This is a genomic window from Microcoleus sp. AS-A8, from assembly GCA_039962225.1.
GTDB lineage: Bacteria > Cyanobacteriota > Cyanobacteriia > Cyanobacteriales > Coleofasciculaceae > Allocoleopsis.
The window spans coordinates 185,547-202,330 of the sequence record JAMPKV010000004.1 but is presented as its reverse complement, the minus strand read 5'-3'; the positions used below and the strand labels follow the sequence as shown (position 1 = coordinate 202,330).

Sequence of the window (16,784 nt, the reverse complement as noted above, 5' to 3'; positions counted from 1 at the left end):
TTCTCTCTTGGAGCGCTCTGTGTGGGTCTGTGGTTTATAAAAAAAATCAAATTTCACAAATAAATTAGGAGGGCTATAGTCTCATACTTATTCCCAATTAGCAATTTTTAAAATAAAACCCGACAGCAATGAAAAAATGGATTTGATCTCAATAAAATAGCAAAAACATTACCACAAAAATACTTTTTTGGCTCTCAACTAACCATGATGAACTTTCAGCAGATTTTTGGTGCATCACCTGAAACAGAAGCCAGTGCGCCGGGACGGGTGAATCTACTAGGCGAACACACCGACTACAACGATGGATTTGTATTGCCAACGGCTATTCCCCAACGCACTAAGGTGCAACTGGGTTTGAGCAAGGATGGACAGCATCACTTTTACTCGGTGGAACTTGACGAACGGGTGAGTATTTCAGAAAATCATCATACACCCTCTGGATTTGCCAGTTATATCTTCGGGTGTGTTCGGCTGTTAGAGGGGGAAGGGCAGATTGTACCGCCTGTTAATTTGCACGTCACTTCCTCGGTTCCGATCGGTTCAGGGTTGTCTAGCAGTGCGGCTTTGGAGGTGGCGACTCTTAGGGGGTTGCGATCGCTCTTAAATTTAGATATCGATGATGTGCGGATCGCTCAGCTAGCACAGCAGGCAGAAATCCAATATTCGGGTGTGCAATGCGGCATTATGGATCAGATGGCGTCGAGCCTAGCTGATACGGAACATATGCTATTTCTCGATACGCGATCGCTTGAGCGTCAGGTGATACCTTTTCCATCTGGGGCAGAAGTTGTAGTAATAGATAGTGGTGTGCCTCGCACTCTGGCAGGGAGTGGCTACAACCAGCGACGCGCTGAGTGCGAAGAGGCGGCGCATCTCTTGCGGGTAAAGGCGCTGAGGGATATTACCGATCCGCAAGCTGTGGAAGACTTACCCGAACCGCAACGTCGTCGTGCTCGTCACGTCATCACTGAGGATAACCGAGTACTGGAGGCTCTACAGGGAGTATCAGCAGAGCGTTTTGGTGAGTTGATGAACGCTTCCCACGCTAGCTTACGCGATGATTACGAAGTTTCGGTGCCTGCTCTGGATACATTGGTGGCGATGCTACAGGAAACCCCTGGAGTATTTGGGGCACGTCTTACGGGTGCTGGGTTCGGGGGGGCTTGCGTGGCTTTGGTTGCTGCGGGTAAGGGGGAAGCGATTAGTCGAGATGTGATGGAACGATATATGCGATCGGGTTTTGCCGGACGTATTCTGGTTCCGGAGGTCAGTTAGCTGTTGTGCAGTTTTGAATTCAACCATGTCCGTTGATTCTTCTAGCAGGCTGAATCTACATATTACAAGGAGCTTACATCGGTTTGAATACTATAGTCTATAGAACTATTGTATTCAAGGCATTAACTTAGCTTTAATGCCACTCAAAAAATTAGATCGTCTTCTAGGAGCAGAGATACAACGACTTCGCACTGGGAAAGGTTGGTCACAGGAGTATCTTGCAGAGGTTGCAAATCTGCATCGAACATACATCAGCCAACTTGAGCGAGGGTTGAAAAGTCCATCCGTCCGGGTTCTCTATCAAATCACTACTGCCCTAGGTGTAACGATGAGCACACTGCTGGAGGCAGTTGAGGAATCTCTTGATGCTGACGAGTGACGAAGTTGAGAGATTAAGGGAAGCTATCATTGCTACAATCGCAGCTCCCATTGTCGGCTCGATAGAGGATTACTCCTGGGAAGCTATATTTCATTATGTTAAGAATATTCCCCTTTCAGATCCAACATCTGGGCGCACTAAGCTTCTTCATGATGCTGTTGATATCAAAACACGAACAGGTTGGTCATTAAAAACAATTCAGCTACCAAACCTTAATCCTGGACTTACTTTTGCGTTTGTAATTCAACGAGCTGATGTGGTTACAAAAGCAACATCACTCGGCTTTCCGGGCTTGACAGTAGACTCACCGCCAGCAACCCTCGGAGAAGCCATCATTCACCATTGGAACCAAAAGCTAATACAGGATCGCAATCTGCAAGGTGTAACAAATAGCAACGAAGGCATTCTTTGCAAGAAGAAAAATGCCATTGAATATGTCTATGTTGAGTACCCCCTAACCCCACTCGATCCGGCTAAGTTTTCCTGGAACTGGTCGATAGATAGGAATACTGGAGAGGCAGGCAAAGGATTACAGGGAAAAGTTGATGGTCAACTAACACTAATCTGGTACAAAAACCAAAAGCAGCTGTTCAAGGTTCAAACTATTCCAGAGCAACCAATTCGGCTCGGAATTGAGCGAAACCGTCTTACACCTGACGAGTATGTGAAAGCTATCATGTCAACACTTCAGCAAAAGCTTAATTCAACGCAAGATGATAATGATGACTCGTCTGGAGGATACATTTAGCGAGCGCTTTAGCTAATAAGGGAGGTACTGATTCTCCGATTTGATCAGCCATTTGAGTGTATGAACCCAGGAAGTGAAATTTATCTGGGTAAGAATGTAGCCTTGCGGCTTCACGGATTGTGATAGTTCTGTCTTGTATGGGATGAAAGAATCTTCCAGAGCCAGGGTGAAAAACCCATCGAGTAATAGTTCTGGCGGGTTTATCCCAGTAAAGCCTTCCATAAGCTCCGCTGTAATGCTTTTTTGGGGCTAGCTCTGGAGGCAAATCTCTGGCATCTTGTCCTTCTGTTAAAGCTCTAGCTCTGGTCATTTGGATGGGACTCAGTTCACGAGCAATATGATTAACGAGCGCGTTACTACCACTACGTAGTAACCTTTGATAGTCAGTTTGCGGTTCACAGATATATGCCTCTAGGGTATATTCCTGTCCAGCTTCTAGTGCTGGCAAATCTCCAATAGCGTCTCTGACAGTAACAATAGAAGAGGCTACGGGTTGTAGTATATTCAGTTGAATACTTTGTTGATTGGACTTGAGAGATCTAATATCTCCATGATGAGTAGGTTCTGGGAGTCTAGGAGCAGCACTGTTCAAACATCCCACAAAAAAAGCTCTTGCTCTAGTTTGGGGAACACCGTAGTTTGCAGCATTTAATGATGCAGATGTTACTCCATACCCCATCCGCTCTAGTTGTATGGTGATCTCTTCTCTAACTGTACCCTTATAGGCTTTTAGAATTTCGGGTACATTCTCCATCACAACATATAAAGGTCTGAATTCTTTTATAAACTCTAAAAAAGTTTTATATAGTTGGTTTTGAGGATCTTCTAAATATCGGTACTCAGCAGGAATGTTGCGAGAGAATCCTTGACATGGAGGTCCACCAATTATGGCTGTTAGCTCTTCCCGCTCTAATTCAAGTGCCAGTCGAAGCTCTCTAGCATTGACTGTACGGATATCCTTTGAAAGAATAAGCTTAGTTTGTGGGTAGTTATGCTTAAAGGTTGCTAAAGCTTTTACGCTTTTATCAATAGCGCATATTGTCTGAAAGCCCGCCAAGTGAAAACCTGTAGTCAAGCCCCCAGCACCAGCAAATAAATCAATGACAGTGTATACCATGTAGTGAATACTATTGTATTCACGACGAAACGTCAACTTGACGAATGGAACACCCATCTTTATCAGATAGTGCCAGCATCAACGGTAGGCAAGTATGGGCTATTCATCCAAGCTCATTTAAGTAAAGTCTATACGGATCTGACTGAAAGACCCCCTTTTTAAGGGGGATTTAGGGGGATCTCCAGACATTTACACTTGTTTAGAAACAGCCTATCAATTGCAGGGCATCAAGCCGAGTAAAATGGAGTGCGATCGCGAACAGACCTTTCTCAACACATTCGTTCCTTCCGCAATCTACCCCTTTAGGTCGGTTAAGGTCTTACCTAAGATTGTTAAATTGGGTCATAAATAACAAGTTGCTCTGGATAGGCATGATGCCGCCTTGGTATACATCAAACAATTACTATGAGCGATAACAGGCAGCCTGTTGATCATCAGGACGAAAAGACTAACCCCATTAGAGATCAAGGTGCGGCTTATGGAGCAAGAACAGGCATAGGCGGCGGGTTAGTTGGAGCAGCGATTGGTGTTTTACTCGGTCGTCGAGTTGGAGGAGTTGTTGGCGGTATAGTCGGTGCAGTAGCGGGTGCTTTCGTCGGTAAAGGTACAGCTCAACGTGTTAACCGCACTGTAGGAAGTGTAGTGGAGGCAGCAAAAACAGCCGAGAGAGTAGCTGAGGCTGTTAACCACAGTGCGACCAGTGTAGGGAATGCAATACAAGATACTGTTGAGGAAACCAAATCATCTGTAATAAGTGTAGTCGATGCCATAAAAGATACTGTTGAGGAAACCAAATCATCAGTAGTCGGTGCCGCTAAGAGTGTAGCTGAAGGTGTTAACCACACTGTCAACGATGTAAAAACTGTAGGGAATGCAGTAAAAGATGCAGTTGAGGAGGTCAAGCCTTCTGTAATAGCTGTAGTCGATGCAATCAAAGATACAGTTGAGGAGGTCAAACCTTCTGTCGTAGATGTAGCCAAGAGCGTAGCTGAAGGTGTTAACAACACTGTCAACGGTCTAGGTAATCCAGTAAATGATGCTGATGAACAAGTCCATCCTTCTGTAATAGCTGTAGAAGACGCCACCAAAGATACAGTTGAGGAGACTCAATCATCTGTAGTAGCTGAAGGTGTTAACCACACCCTAAACGGTCTAGGTCATGCAGTAAAAGATACAGATGAGGAAGTCAAGCCTTCTGTAATAGCTGTAGAAGACGCCACCAAAGATACGGTTGAGGAGACTCAATCATCTGTAGTAGCTGAAGGTGTTAACCACACCATAAACGGTCTAGGTCATGCAGTAAAAGATACAGATGAGGAAGTCAAGCCTTCTGTAATAACTGTAGAAGACGCCACCAAAGATACAGTTGAAGAGACTCAATCATCTGTAGTAGCTGAAGGTGTTAACCACACCATAAACGGTCTAGATAATCTAGTAAAAGATACAGATGAGGAGGTCAAGCCTTCTTTTATAAGTGTAGAAGACGCCACCAAAGATACAGTTGAGGAGACTCAATCATCTGTAGTAGCTGAAGGTGTTAACCACACCATAAACGGTCTAGATCATGCAGTAAAAGATACAGATGAGGAGGTCAAGCCTTCTCTAATAGTTATAGAGGAGGCGGTAAAGGGTGTAGCTAACGAGTCTGTAATAGAGGTAGAGAACCCAACAATAGATAATCCTGAGCAAGCCCAGCCCTCTGTAGTAAGTGCAGCCCAGAGTGTAACTGAGACTGTTAACCCTACTGGGAACAGTGTAGGGAATGCAGTAAAGGATACAACAGAGGAAGCAAAACCCTCTGTAATAGCTGTAGAGAACTCCGCAAAAGCTACAGATGAAGAGGTCAAGCCCTCTGAGCATTACAACAACAAGCTAAATGAATATCAGCTAGTTGGGGTGAAGATGAGGAGACTAAGCCAGGAGCATCTTGTTAGTCATGAGGTTAAAGAACAGCCTCCTCAAAGCTTACAGGATGCACAAGAGTCTGAGACGCTTAAAGAAATAGACATCATAGCCATTGAATATAAAAATATTCAACAAAGGCAAGAAGAATTTCAGCGCAATCAACAAGAAACTGCTCAAGAGCTTGAACAACAAAGAAATCTATTAAAAACTGAAAAAATCCAAAAATTAACGGGAATTCTGATAGGAGCCGTTACTATAAGTTTGATAGGTGCAGTCTGGGGATTTAGTTTAAGACAAAACCTGTTAGCCACAAAATCTCCAGAATCCAATTTAGCAATCAAATCACCTGCATTAGGAATTATATCCAGAAAATCTAATCTAGAACCAAAATTATCCCAATTAGCAACAAAACCTCCAACCTCGAATCAAAGTCTAAAGCCATCTCCAAAAACAACATCGAAAACAATTGCAGATGGCTGGATTTTTCTAGGGAATATCAACAATGGTTCAGCTTCCAGACTCGTTGGAAAATCTCTAATTAAGGGTTCAGGGTCTATCAATTCAACTGTTATTCCCTCAGTAGGAGCGATAGTAAATGTAAGTGCTAGACCGGGCGTGACATTAAGGCAAAATAGACCACAGGCACCTAATTTTAACGCTAGAGAACAGAAAGCTTTAGCTATTATTAAGCCGACAGAGAAGCTCAAGATTCTTAAAGTAGAATCTATAACACCTCCTAATACAACTCGACCTGCAACACCTGTAACAAAAGTTTGGGCGCAAGTCGATAGATGTGGCAATTCTTGTAATTAAAAACCTGCAAGCGAAGAATAAAGACTTCGGCATGTGCGATCGCGGTAGCGACGTTTTGAATTCAAAACTGGTCAACTACCGCTTCACCAGTAGCTACTGGCGTTGTGTGCATCTACAGGGATAGTTCACCTAACAAGTTGCTCGTTTTCGTTATCTACTGGGACTAAAATGTAAGTCCTCTGCTTATCGGATGTGTTCACGGACTGATTACCTGATGGCTGGACATCCTCAGATACACCCTTGACGGCGTCGATTGTATTTCTGACTGTCTCGTTAACTCCCTCCGCTGTACCCTTAACAGTGTCTCCTACATCTCTTACAGTGGAGTTCACACCTTCAGCTGTACCCTTAACAGCGTCTAGTGTATCTTTTACAGTGTAGTTAACGCCTTCAGCGGTACTCTTAACGGTCTCCCCTACATCTTTTACAGTGGAGTTCACACCTTCGGCTACATTCTTGATTCCGTCCCCTACATCTTTTACAGTGTAGTTAACCCGCTCAGCTCCATTTTTGACGGCGTTCCCTACAGTTTTTACAGTCAGGTTAACTCTTTGAGCTGTACCTTTATGAGCCAAAGCACCAGCTATTGCCCCCAATGTAGCACCAATAATTGCTCCAATTGCTACTTTAGCGAACGCATTATCCATGCCTGTGTCTCTTGAATCAGCACTGGATTCATACGGAATCTGCTCAACGGTTATCTCATGTGCATCCAAAACCTGATTGTTGTCACTCATATAATCATCTCCTTGGTACTAAAAGTGATGAATAGCTGTCTGTTTATACAAAGAAAAAGCGGCACTTAGACCGAATTTTTCTGCGGTTAAAAGACGCTAAGCCAAAAAAATTAGGTAACTTAACTTGTTAATTGCTGTTTTTGTCGGTAGTCATAAAGACCTGAGGATACCGTCTCTGTCCGTCACGGAAAGGAACTGCGATTAATCCCTAGATATTTATGACTACTTTATTGCTTTGCCTGTAGGCTACCCGAAGGATTTGATCTTCGACTTCAACGTTATCGTGTCCGACTAGTTTGCAAAGACTCAATTTTTCACCTACGAAGGCTTGCTTCTTTCATGTCACCACTTTTCAAAACTCAACACTATGCCCTGCACTCAAATCCCCTTCATCAAGAACAAAGGACGTTCCAATATTTACATCTTGAGTTTGCTCGACAATTCGGTCTATTTCCGTTGGGTCTGAAATGACCTCGACCTGGGTTTCAACTGGCTCTGCAATGCCAACCGCACCTGTGTAGACCGACGAGGGCGAGCTATCTATAATCACCCGCTCTTTAGCTACCTTGTCGGACGCATTATCAGATGGCTTGATATCCTCAGCTTTATCCTTGGCGGTGTCTAAGGCACCGACTACAGATTGCTTGGCATCCTCAGCTTTATCCTTGACTGCGTCGCTTGCACTGACTACAGATTGCTGGGCATTCTCAGCTATACCCTTAACCGTGTCCAATGCTCCTGTTACGGCTTGGTTAACACCCTCAGCGGTATCCTTAGCTGCACCCTTGAGTGCATCCCCTACAGCTTTGGCTGCATCGCTAACCCCCTCGGTTGTATCCTTAGTAGCACCCTTGAGTGCGTTCAACGCACCTTTAGCCGCGTGGTTAGCATTCTCAGCGGTATTCTTGGTTGCTTCCAAGGCACCTTTAGCAACGTAGTTAACACTCTCCCCTGTATCCTGTAAGGCACCGACTACAGCCTGACTGGCACCCTCAGCTATAGTCTTTGTCGCTGCGCCTACGCCTTTGGCCGTGAGGTTAGCACCCTCAGCTATAGTCTTTGCCGCTTCCCCTACGCCTTTAGCCGTGAGGTTAGCACCCTCAGCTACAGTCTTTGCTGCGTCTCCTACGCCTTGTATCGCGCGGTCAAGACCTTGAGCAGTTTTCTTACGAGCCAAAGCCCCAGCTAATGTGCCCAACGCAGCACCCAACCCAAGACCAATGGCTCCTCCCATTAGTGCTCTAGCTACTCTAGGATTCATGCCACTGCCGGTAGCTGCACTCTTGCTGGTGTCAGATGTAGCTTTGGCAGCGTTGCTAACACTCTCAGTTACCTTTGGCTGAGCAACGGGTTGAGGCGAATTGGCAGAACTCTTTTTGTCTGTAGCTAACCCAGCATCTAGACTTGGGCTGCCTGAACCAAGCAAAGGTACATTCATGTCAGTCGCAGGTGGCAGAGCAATGGGTTGAGGCGTCATGGTAGAAGCATTTTCTGTTGGAGGTAACCCAGCTCCTGTGCTTGTGCTCTCCGTGCTTATGCTTTCCAAAATAGGAGCATTTTCTGTTCGAGGTAACCGACCACCTGTGCTTGTGCTTTCCGTGCTTGTGCTTTCCAGAGTAGGAGCATTTTCTGTTTGAGGTAACCCAGCACCTGTGCTTGTGCTTTCCATGCTTATACTTTCCAGAGTAGGAGCATTTTCCTCTTTATCTAACTCCGCACCCAGGCTTGTGCCTTCTGAACGAATATAGCGTTTACCTGTGCTTCTAGAGTCAGCTTTTTTGTAAGGCTTATCCAAACTTTGATCGTTATAAGTCATATATCACCCTTGGAAGAAAATGGCTTAAGGTTTATCAGAGATAACGTGTTATCGCTTGCAAATCTAACAAGCACAGGTAATAACTTAATCAATCTAATGGAGGATAAAGATTGAACAACTTACAAAAAGCCAAAGCGGTCGAACTCAGCTCACTTTGTTTCTCGCTTCAAATAAAGTCATTAGACGCTATTAACGCACTGGATAACTTACACAACCCGTCTTGACACTGCCTGCTTACTCGCAAATGCTGCCTAGCTAATTTCTGCCAAGCTCTGGCTCTATTTTTCCCTCTTTTGGGCGTTGAAAAACTCGTTTTTACAGCTCCTTCAAAGCCCTCTGTGGTTTCCTCAACAAGCGAGGATTTCCAATGTGCCTGCCCTGTGAGTCTGTGTAGAACGATTCCAATCCTAAGTCGATACCAGTTAGCTTCCTGGTGAAATCAAACTTAACCTTACGCTCTACATCAAAATTGAGAGAAATAGCGGGTATTTCCATTATTTTTAGCGACATTTAACTCTAACCACAAGGGTAGGGGGCTTTCTAACGGATTCTTAGTAAAAACCCAACTCAAGAATGAGGGCAATCTACAAATTAAACAGGCTTATAGAAGGTGAGGTGTCCAGAAAAAAGTTAGTCATGAATTCAATTAAGTTAAGATTTCTCGGTCATGGCCGACTCGGTTATCGGCAACTGATCAGATTTTCAACAGTCGTGCTAGTCAACGGAACTTTGATCGTTGATTGTCCCTTACGCGACGATGCCATCGCTCTACAGCAGCAGTTTGGTGACGATTTATACCAAATTGCATCTCGGCTAAAATTCATCCAAGCCATCGAAATAAGAGGCAATGGGGAAACAGTTTACAGCCCGCTCCAGTTGGGATAAATTTTGATGCCAGACCCATTCTGGTTCCACAGCTAAGTGAGCTGTTGTGCTGTAGGGTTAATCAACAGTTGAAGATTGCTCGGATGAGCTTTCCGGTGGAGAATCCAACTCTTCAACGATCAAGGGTTGGAACCGGATGTCCCCAGGTTCAATCGGCACTTTTCTCCACCAGGCGGGCAACAGCAGCAGCCAAAACTTACCCAAAGACACAGAACGCTGTTCGTGAACAAAAACCAACGCCACCAGAGCAGCGAGTCGTAAGACGGCTGAGAGGGCAAACACTCCCGGCAATCCACCGAACTCGGTCACAGTAGCGAGAAAGCCACCTACGGTGATTCCCATCGCCCCAGCCACACCTGGAACCGCCGCCGCGATCGCAAAGTAAAGGGACTGATGCAACAGCGGTGCCACCCCCATCAGAAGATTGTTGTTACACAAGTCAATGGCCGCCCACGTCCCACCGCCAATGATGTGCAACAGGGGGAACCAGACCCACAAGAAAATAGGAGCGGTTCCAGCTTCTAGCCAGAGTAGAGGCGTCAGAGCCACCAAGATTCCCACAACTAGCATGATCGGGCGATTCCCAACCCGGTCAGCCAGCTTCCCCCAAAACACTAGCATCAGCAAGTTAGCACCCGCTCCTAAGCTGTTATAGAGCGTTACTACGCTGACATCTACACTCAGGTTATCCAGCAAGTAGAGGTTAAAGAAGGGAGCACTGACGTTAACCGCAAAACTCCATAAGCCAGAGTAAACCAAAAACTTCAAAAAATTAGCATCCTGGAGGAAACTAAAAATTGTCCTGATAGACGACCTTTCCTCTGAATCTGCATGGGTGGCGTGGAAAAGCTTGGGGTTTACATCGGTCATAAAGAACTGGCAAACCAGACTGGTGAGGCCAAGCCCAACTCCTACAATCAAGATGGCACCATAACCTTGAATCCTTCCACCAGGCCAGTTCGATACCACTAGAGCCAGCAACGGCACACCGATGAGATTCGTCAAACTGACAGCACTATTGCGAAAGCCAAAATATCGCCCCCGCAACCGCTGAGGCACTAAAGCAGCCATCCAGCTCAGCCAAGAAGCACGACCGAAAGATTCCAAGATCTGAGTTACCCAGATGATCGCCAATGTCAACTGCACGAGCTGATGTGCAGGGATATGAACCGAGCCTCCCAACCCAATAGCTAGCACGAGAATCAGCCACAGCGATCGCGACGGGGCGAAAATGCGTAGGGAATATCCAAAGCGGCTCTCTTTTCGGTCTGCTAAATAGGCTCCGAAGGGTTGGAGCAAATTCACGAACTGAGGAATAGAGGCGAGCATCCCAATTTCCACCGGACCGGCACCCAAATCCAGTAAAAAATTACTGAGCAACGCGCCGCCAATGATACTGTAAAAAAGCGTACCGAAGACACCTTCGAGAGTTAATACTCTAAGAGTTGAGCGAGTTTCCGGTTTGGAAAGTTTTAAAGGCGGGTTGGTCAGAAGTACCGTCTCTAAGGATGCTATATCCCCTGGAATTTTCTGAAGGGAAAGCGGTTTTGTTTCAACTAAACTACGAGCTTCTTCTTCTTTTTTGAGCATGGTGGATAGCCAATATTTCCGGCTATCTTCTGGCTTCAAGAGCCATTGGACAGTCACGACGGTAGAATCTGATTTCGTATTCTCAGCTTTTTTTTATAGAGGAAAATTTTAGTATTTAAGCTTGTTAATTGAGGGTCTCAATTCAGCCGTTTTTAGAAAAGGGTGAGAGATTTACTTATATATAATTGCAAAATTAATTTTAATTAGAACTAACCTTAAGATAGAGGTTGAGAAAGGGATTAGGAACAGTATATTTTGCATAACTAGTGCAGCATGGCGGAAATAACTATCCAGTTGAAAAAGCTTAAAAAGCTTACTGTATAAACAATATTCCTTCTGCCTCCTGTCCTCACTCTCATCTCCGGTCTGCCTTCTGCCTTCTTGTACTAGGATTATTCGATTCAACCTATTTCCACATAAATTACTTCGGGCATTGATCCATGCTCAGGTTTTCAACCGTAATCAGCGTATAGATGTTAGCCTATAAGAAGAGTTGTATTTCAAGCATACTACGTGTGATTTCATGAACAGAGTCGTCGTCGGCCTCTCTGGTGGAGTAGACAGTTCTGTCGCCGCCGCTACCCTACATCGTCAAGGATACGAAGTCGTTGGTCTAACCCTATGGTTAATGAAAGGGAAAGGTCAATGTTGCTCTGAAGGGATGGTCGATGCGGCGTTCATCTGTGAACAATTGGGGATTCCGCATCAGATTGTGGATAGCCGCGATGTGTTTCAGCATCATATTGTGGATTATCTGGTTTCGGGGTACGAAGCCGGCATCACGCCTTTGCCTTGTTCGCAGTGCAATCGGGCGGTGAAGTTTGGCCCCATGCTGAGTTATGCTCGCGAACAATTGGGGATTGACCACATTGCCACAGGTCATTACGCCCGGATTAAGTATGAGGCAAGCAGCGATCGCTATCAATTGCTCAGAGCCGTTGACTTGACAAAAGACCAATCTTACTTTCTCTACGACTTAACTCAAGACCTACTGGCGGGAACCTTGTTTCCCTTGGGAGAACTCAAGAAGACAGAAACGCGACGCCTTGCAACTGAATATAACCTCAAGACAGCCGATAAGCCGGAAAGCCAAGACTTATGCTTGATTGAATCTCATGGTTCCATGAAAGCCTTTCTGGACAAGTACATCACCCAAAGCTCAGGTGAGATTGTGGATGTGGATGGAAAGGTGTTGGGACAGCATAACGGGATTCACCATTACACGATTGGACAGCGTAAGGGGATCGGGATTGCAGCGGCTCAACCCCTGTATGTGATTGGAATAGACGCGGGACGGAACCAAGTGATTGTTGGCGATCGCACCCATGCCACTCAGCCAGAATGTACAGTAGGACGAGTCAACTGGGTTTCGATCCCTGAACCCACAGCGCCCATTCGAGCCACCGCACAAGTCCGCTATCGTTCACCTGCCGTACCCGTCACTGTGATCCCTTTAGAAGAAAACCGCATGAAATTGGTCTTTGAGGAGCCGCAATTTAGCGTCACTCCAGGACAAGCGGCTGTGTTGTACGACGGCGATATCCTGTTAGGGGGTGGCATTATCGAACGACAGGCGGCTGCTAGTTAAAGCAACCGCATCAAAGCGAGTAAGAACTCCTCTGAGAGATATGTTCTTGACCTGAGGTAATAGCGACTACCTGTGGAATTGCCGTTGTGCAGAAAGAAGATTATTTTGGAATTGCAGTCTACGTAGAAAGGGGATCATTTTGAGTCAGCATCCAGAGGGCATCGCCCCCCACGGCGGTCAGCTCATTCACCGTATTGCTTCGCACAACCAGCGGCATGAATTTTTAGATAAAGCCGACTTTCTACCCAGAGTCCAACTCGACAAGCGGGCAACCTCCGATTTAGAAATGATTGCCATTGGGGCATTTAGTCCCTTGATTGGCTTCATGGAACAAGCCGACTACGACTCAGTGGTTGAGAGGATGCGGCTAGCCAACGGTTTGCCTTGGTCAATTCCGATCACGCTCTCTGTGGATGAGGCCGTAGCAGAACCTTTAAAAGAAGGCAGCTTGGTGCGTTTGGATGATCCGAAAGGGAACTTTGTTGGTGTTTTAGAGCTGACTCAGAAGTATCGTTACGACAAAATTCGGGAAGCGGTGAATGTTTACCGCACCGATGAGGAAGAGCACCCTGGTGTCAAAGTTGTTTATGACCAGGGAAACGTTAATTTAGCAGGCCCGGTTTGGTTGTTACAACGTGACCACCATCCCTACTTTCCGGCTTACCAAATTGACCCCGCGAAGTCCCGTGCCCTTTTTCAAGAAAAGGGTTGGAAAACAGTCGTAGGATTCCAGACGCGTAATCCCATCCACAGAGCACACGAATACATCATCAAGTGTGCCCTAGAAACAGTAGATGGTCTGTTCTTACATCCTCTCGTCGGTGCCACCAAGAGTGACGACATCTCCGCGGAGGTGCGGATGCGCTGCTACGAGATTATGCTGGAACTTTACTTTCCAGAAACCCGTGTGATTCTGGCGATTAATCCAGCGGCGATGCGCTATGCGGGACCCAGAGAAGCAATTTTTCACGCTCTGATTCGTAAGAACTATGGCTGTACTCACTTCATTGTGGGGCGCGACCATGCCGGTGTGGGTGACTATTATGGTACCTACGATGCCCAGCACATCTTTGATGAGTATGAGCTAGGTGAACTGGGAATCGTGCCGATGAAGTTTGAACATGCCTTCTACTGCAAGCGTACTGATCAGATGGCAACCACGAAAACTAGCCCATCCAGACCGGAAGAGCGGGTGCATCTATCTGGAACGAAAGTCCGGGAGATGTTACGTCGGGGCGAGTTGCCGCCGCCAGAGTTTTCACGCCCTGCGGTAGCGGCAGAATTGGCAAGAGCGATGAATATTACCAATTACGAGATTTGATGGGTGCTTGATAGCCGTCTCACAGATTTGAACTTCAGACTTGATGATCTGTGCGCTCCCATCCACGAGGAAAATCGATCTCCCCCGATTTGCCATTCCCAATTCGACATTCCTGGTAGGCTGATAGCTGATAGCTGATAGCTGATAGCTGATATGGGACTTAATCGGCGGACTTTTCTGCAAAAAGCTGGTTTGGGGCTAGCCGTGCTGGGAGTGAGCGAGACTGTACTATCACTCCTGGGTGATAAAAGCTTAGCCGTACCCGTGTTGGATCGCTATTTCCAAGCATTGGCACAACCAGGCGGACGGAAGTTAGCGTTACTGGTGGGAATCAACCAGTATCCTCGGAACATGGCCTTAAGTGGTTGTGTCACGGATGTGGAACTGCAACGGGAACTGTTACTGCATCGATTTGGCTTCAAGCGTCAGGATATCTTGACGCTGACGGATAGCCAAGCGAGTCGGGAGAATATCGAAACCGCGTTTGTGGAGCATTTAATCGACCAAGCTAAGGCCGGTGATGTTGTGGTGTTCCACTTCAGTGGCTATGGTAGTCGCGTCAAGATGGGTCAGGAATCTGCCAGCGATGACTCTATACGCCTGCAAAATAGCCTCGTGCCGAGCGATGGAATCGGACAAACCAAAGACGCTGCGATGGGGAACGATTTACTCGAAGATACCCTGGTTTTGCTGTTGCGATCGCTACCGACAGACCACGTCACCACCATCCTAGATACCAGCTACATCGGTTCGAGCCGTGTCCTGCAAGGAAATCTCCGCGTGCGGTCTTCCCCCAACCCACCCGCCCAAGCCCCCAGTCCCAATGAGTTGGCGTTTCAAGAACAAATCCGGCTTCGCACCAACCCCATCGGGGAAAAGCTGTTCAACACCCTAAGCCCGAACCAAATGCCAGGAATCCTTCTCGCCGCCGCAGGGCCAAGTGAACTGGCGACCGAGGCACAATGGAATGGTTTTAGTGCAGGCTTATTTACCTACGCTCTCACACAACATCTGTGGCAGGCTTCACCTGCAACCACCATTCAGATTAGCTTGAGTCGTGCGGCTGGAATGGTGAATCAATTGGTAGGAAAAGAGCAACAGCCCCGCGTCATCCAACAAAACAGCCAACAGAGTTCATTACTGGCGTATTACTTACCTCCCGATCCCAGCATCGGAGCAGATGGCGTCGTGACGGCGGTTGAAGAGAGTGGCAGAACAGCACAGTTGTGGTTAGCAGGGCTTCCAGCAACCGTTCTGGAATACTACGGTTCCAATTCGATTGTCAGCCTTTATCCAAATGGCTCACTCCTCCCTGTCGCTGTGGAAGAGGGGCAAGAGAGTTCTCCTGTGTCTACTCCAGCCCTAAGCCCCAATCCCCCAACCCCCACATCAGCACAACTGCAAATCCGCTCAAAAGAAGGGCTGACGGCAAGGGCGCGAATTGTGGGTCTTAGTGTGACGGATAATTATCCACTTAAGGTAGGGCAATTAGTCCACGAAGCCGTTCGTCTCCTACCCCGCAATCTGGGTCTAACCATCGCGCTGGAGGTGGGTCTAGAACGGATTGAGCGGGTGGATGCCACGAGTGCTTTTGCTGCTATCCCGCCCGTCTCATCGGTGGTGATTGCCGGAGAACAACCCGCTGATTATTTGTTCGGAAAAGTGCCCTTATCCCCAGCGGCAGCACCTGTAGCTGCGAATGTACTCGTGGATGTAGCCACAACGCGCCCAGAGGGGATGGATACTCTAGCACGGACGGCGGGCTATGGACTCTTGTATCTGGGTCGTGAACCCATTCGGAATACGACGGGGGAAGCTGGAGAAGCAGTAAGGTCAGCGGTGAATCGGCTTACGCCTAAGCTAGAAACCTTATTAGCCGCCAAGTTGTTGCGCCTGACGGTCAATGAAGGGTCTTCGCGTTTGGGCATCCGAGCATCCCTAGAGATGGTTTCCCCTCAAGGAACCGTGGTGATGCAACGAGAAACCTGGCGGGCGTCTTCACCCTCCTCTTTACCTGCAAAGGCATTTGGCGATAACAAGAAGACGAATGAGTTGATCGCTAAGGTTGGAGAGGGCAATCTCCCCACCGTCCCGATTGGCAGTCAGATCCAATATCGGTTGGAAAATTATAGCGATCGCCCAATTTATTTCATGCTACTGGGCATGGATACCAGCGGCAATGCGATCGCGCTTTATCATAACCAAGTCTCTCAAGGCCCAGAGGACGCAGAAAACAAACCCCCCCTAAAAAATGCGGTGATTGCTCCAGGGGAAACTCTGACGTTGCCCCAATCTTCAGCGTCTAACTGGGTGGTTCAAGAGCCACCAGGACTGGCAGAAATTCAACTCATTTGCAGTCGAACACCCTTTACCAAAAGTCTCATGGCACTGGACTCGGCGCGACGTAAGCGGGAAGGGGAACGCATCGGGGATTTATTTAATCCCTTGGAAGTCGCTCGCTCTGTTCTCCAAGATTTACACAATGCCAGCGCCGTTGCTCCAGAGTTGATTGGCACCACTTCCGATAGCTATGCGCTAGATGTTAATGCATGGGCTACTCTAAGTTTTATCTATCAGGTAGTCTGAGGCGTCGGGTTCAGGGTTCATCAA

General features: G+C 47.0%; 13 protein-coding genes. 9 read left to right on the top strand and 4 right to left on the bottom strand.

All coding sequences use genetic code 11. From position 1 onward, the window contains the following. Positions 1-207: 207 nt before the first annotated feature. The 3 genes from galK (at position 208) to NDI48_08220 (ending at position 2,402) form a co-directional block, all read left to right on the top strand. Positions 208-1,275 (top strand): galactokinase, encoded by a 1,068-nt coding sequence (gene galK, locus NDI48_08230; protein MEP0831195.1) that lies wholly within the window; start codon positions 208-210, stop codon positions 1,273-1,275. 136 nt (positions 1,276-1,411) lie between these two features. Continuing rightward, complete coding sequence (locus NDI48_08225; protein ID MEP0831194.1) at positions 1,412-1,654, top strand: helix-turn-helix domain-containing protein; 243 nt, start codon at positions 1,412-1,414, stop codon at positions 1,652-1,654. Beyond that, entirely contained in the window at positions 1,641-2,402 is a 762-nt protein-coding gene (locus tag NDI48_08220) for a hypothetical protein (protein ID MEP0831193.1), read from the top strand. Before NDI48_08225 ends, NDI48_08220 begins: the two co-directional genes overlap by 14 nt. Here NDI48_08220 and NDI48_08215 read toward each other — a convergent pair. Next, a complete protein-coding gene (locus tag NDI48_08215; protein ID MEP0831192.1) occupies positions 2,353-3,576 on the bottom strand; it encodes a DNA cytosine methyltransferase in 1,224 nt (407 codons plus the stop codon). The two genes, NDI48_08220 and NDI48_08215, sit on opposite strands and share 50 nt — an antisense overlap. A gap of 348 nt (positions 3,577-3,924) precedes the next feature. Between NDI48_08215 and NDI48_08210 the strand changes: the two genes are divergently transcribed. Together NDI48_08210 and NDI48_08205 are read left to right on the top strand one after the other, a co-directional pair. Beyond that, the gene (locus NDI48_08210; GenBank protein ID MEP0831191.1) at positions 3,925-6,237 is read left to right on the top strand and encodes a hypothetical protein; all 2,313 of its coding nucleotides are present in this window, start codon (positions 3,925-3,927) and stop codon (positions 6,235-6,237) included. Continuing rightward, entirely contained in the window at positions 6,218-6,361 is a 144-nt protein-coding gene (locus NDI48_08205; GenBank protein MEP0831190.1) for a hypothetical protein, read from the top strand. Before NDI48_08210 ends, NDI48_08205 begins: the two co-directional genes overlap by 20 nt. A gap of 1 nt (position 6,362) precedes the next feature. On the opposite strand, the gene NDI48_08200 is transcribed toward NDI48_08205, so the two are convergent. Together NDI48_08200 and NDI48_08195 are read right to left on the bottom strand one after the other, a co-directional pair. Then, positions 6,363-6,974: a hypothetical protein gene (locus NDI48_08200; GenBank protein ID MEP0831189.1), complete on the bottom strand. Its 612-nt coding sequence runs from the start codon at positions 6,972-6,974 to the stop codon at positions 6,363-6,365. A 352-nt stretch (positions 6,975-7,326) separates the two neighbouring features. Then, complete coding sequence (locus NDI48_08195) at positions 7,327-8,790, bottom strand: hypothetical protein (protein MEP0831188.1); 1,464 nt, start codon at positions 8,788-8,790, stop codon at positions 7,327-7,329. Positions 8,791-9,426: 636 nt separating this feature from the next. On the opposite strand from NDI48_08195, the gene NDI48_08190 reads away from it, so the two are divergent. Then, positions 9,427-9,675, top strand: coding sequence for a hypothetical protein (locus NDI48_08190; protein MEP0831187.1), 249 nt, complete (start codon positions 9,427-9,429; stop codon positions 9,673-9,675). Between the two features lie 57 nt (positions 9,676-9,732). On the opposite strand, the gene NDI48_08185 is transcribed toward NDI48_08190, so the two are convergent. Continuing rightward, complete coding sequence (locus NDI48_08185; GenBank protein ID MEP0831186.1) at positions 9,733-11,322, bottom strand: MFS transporter; 1,590 nt, start codon at positions 11,320-11,322, stop codon at positions 9,733-9,735. Between the two features lie 466 nt (positions 11,323-11,788). Here NDI48_08185 and mnmA point away from each other — a divergent pair, with 466 nt between their 5' ends. The 3 genes from mnmA (at position 11,789) to NDI48_08170 (ending at position 16,760) form a co-directional block, all read left to right on the top strand. Then, positions 11,789-12,853 carry a tRNA 2-thiouridine(34) synthase MnmA gene (mnmA, locus tag NDI48_08180; GenBank protein MEP0831185.1) on the top strand — a complete coding sequence of 355 codons (1,065 nt, stop codon included), beginning with the start codon at positions 11,789-11,791 and terminating at the stop codon, positions 12,851-12,853. 139 nt (positions 12,854-12,992) lie between these two features. Beyond that, positions 12,993-14,174: a sulfate adenylyltransferase gene (gene sat, locus NDI48_08175; GenBank protein MEP0831184.1), complete on the top strand. Its 1,182-nt coding sequence runs from the start codon at positions 12,993-12,995 to the stop codon at positions 14,172-14,174. Positions 14,175-14,327: 153 nt separating this feature from the next. Then, on the top strand, positions 14,328-16,760 hold the full coding sequence (locus NDI48_08170; protein MEP0831183.1) for a caspase family protein: 2,433 nt from the start codon (positions 14,328-14,330) through the stop codon (positions 16,758-16,760). The last annotated feature ends 24 nt before the right edge of the window (positions 16,761-16,784 follow it).

Excerpts from the sequence above, each read along its gene's own strand:
- NDI48_08190 (MEP0831187.1), top strand. The coding sequence starts at position 9,427 with ATGAATTCAATTAAGTTAAGATTTCTCGGTCATGGCCGACTCGGTTAT.
- NDI48_08210 (MEP0831191.1), top strand. The coding sequence starts at position 3,925 with ATGAGCGATAACAGGCAGCCTGTTGATCATCAGGACGAAAAGACTAAC.
- NDI48_08225 (MEP0831194.1), top strand. The coding sequence starts at position 1,412 with ATGCCACTCAAAAAATTAGATCGTCTTCTAGGAGCAGAGATACAACGA.
- NDI48_08170 (MEP0831183.1), top strand. The coding sequence starts at position 14,328 with ATGGGACTTAATCGGCGGACTTTTCTGCAAAAAGCTGGTTTGGGGCTA.
- galK (MEP0831195.1), top strand. The coding sequence starts at position 208 with ATGAACTTTCAGCAGATTTTTGGTGCATCACCTGAAACAGAAGCCAGT.
- NDI48_08195 (MEP0831188.1), bottom strand. The coding sequence starts at position 8,790 with ATGACTTATAACGATCAAAGTTTGGATAAGCCTTACAAAAAAGCTGAC.
- NDI48_08220 (MEP0831193.1), top strand. The coding sequence starts at position 1,641 with ATGCTGACGAGTGACGAAGTTGAGAGATTAAGGGAAGCTATCATTGCT.
- NDI48_08215 (MEP0831192.1), bottom strand. The coding sequence starts at position 3,576 with ATGGGTGTTCCATTCGTCAAGTTGACGTTTCGTCGTGAATACAATAGT.
- NDI48_08200 (MEP0831189.1), bottom strand. The coding sequence starts at position 6,974 with ATGAGTGACAACAATCAGGTTTTGGATGCACATGAGATAACCGTTGAG.
- mnmA (MEP0831185.1), top strand. The coding sequence starts at position 11,789 with ATGAACAGAGTCGTCGTCGGCCTCTCTGGTGGAGTAGACAGTTCTGTC.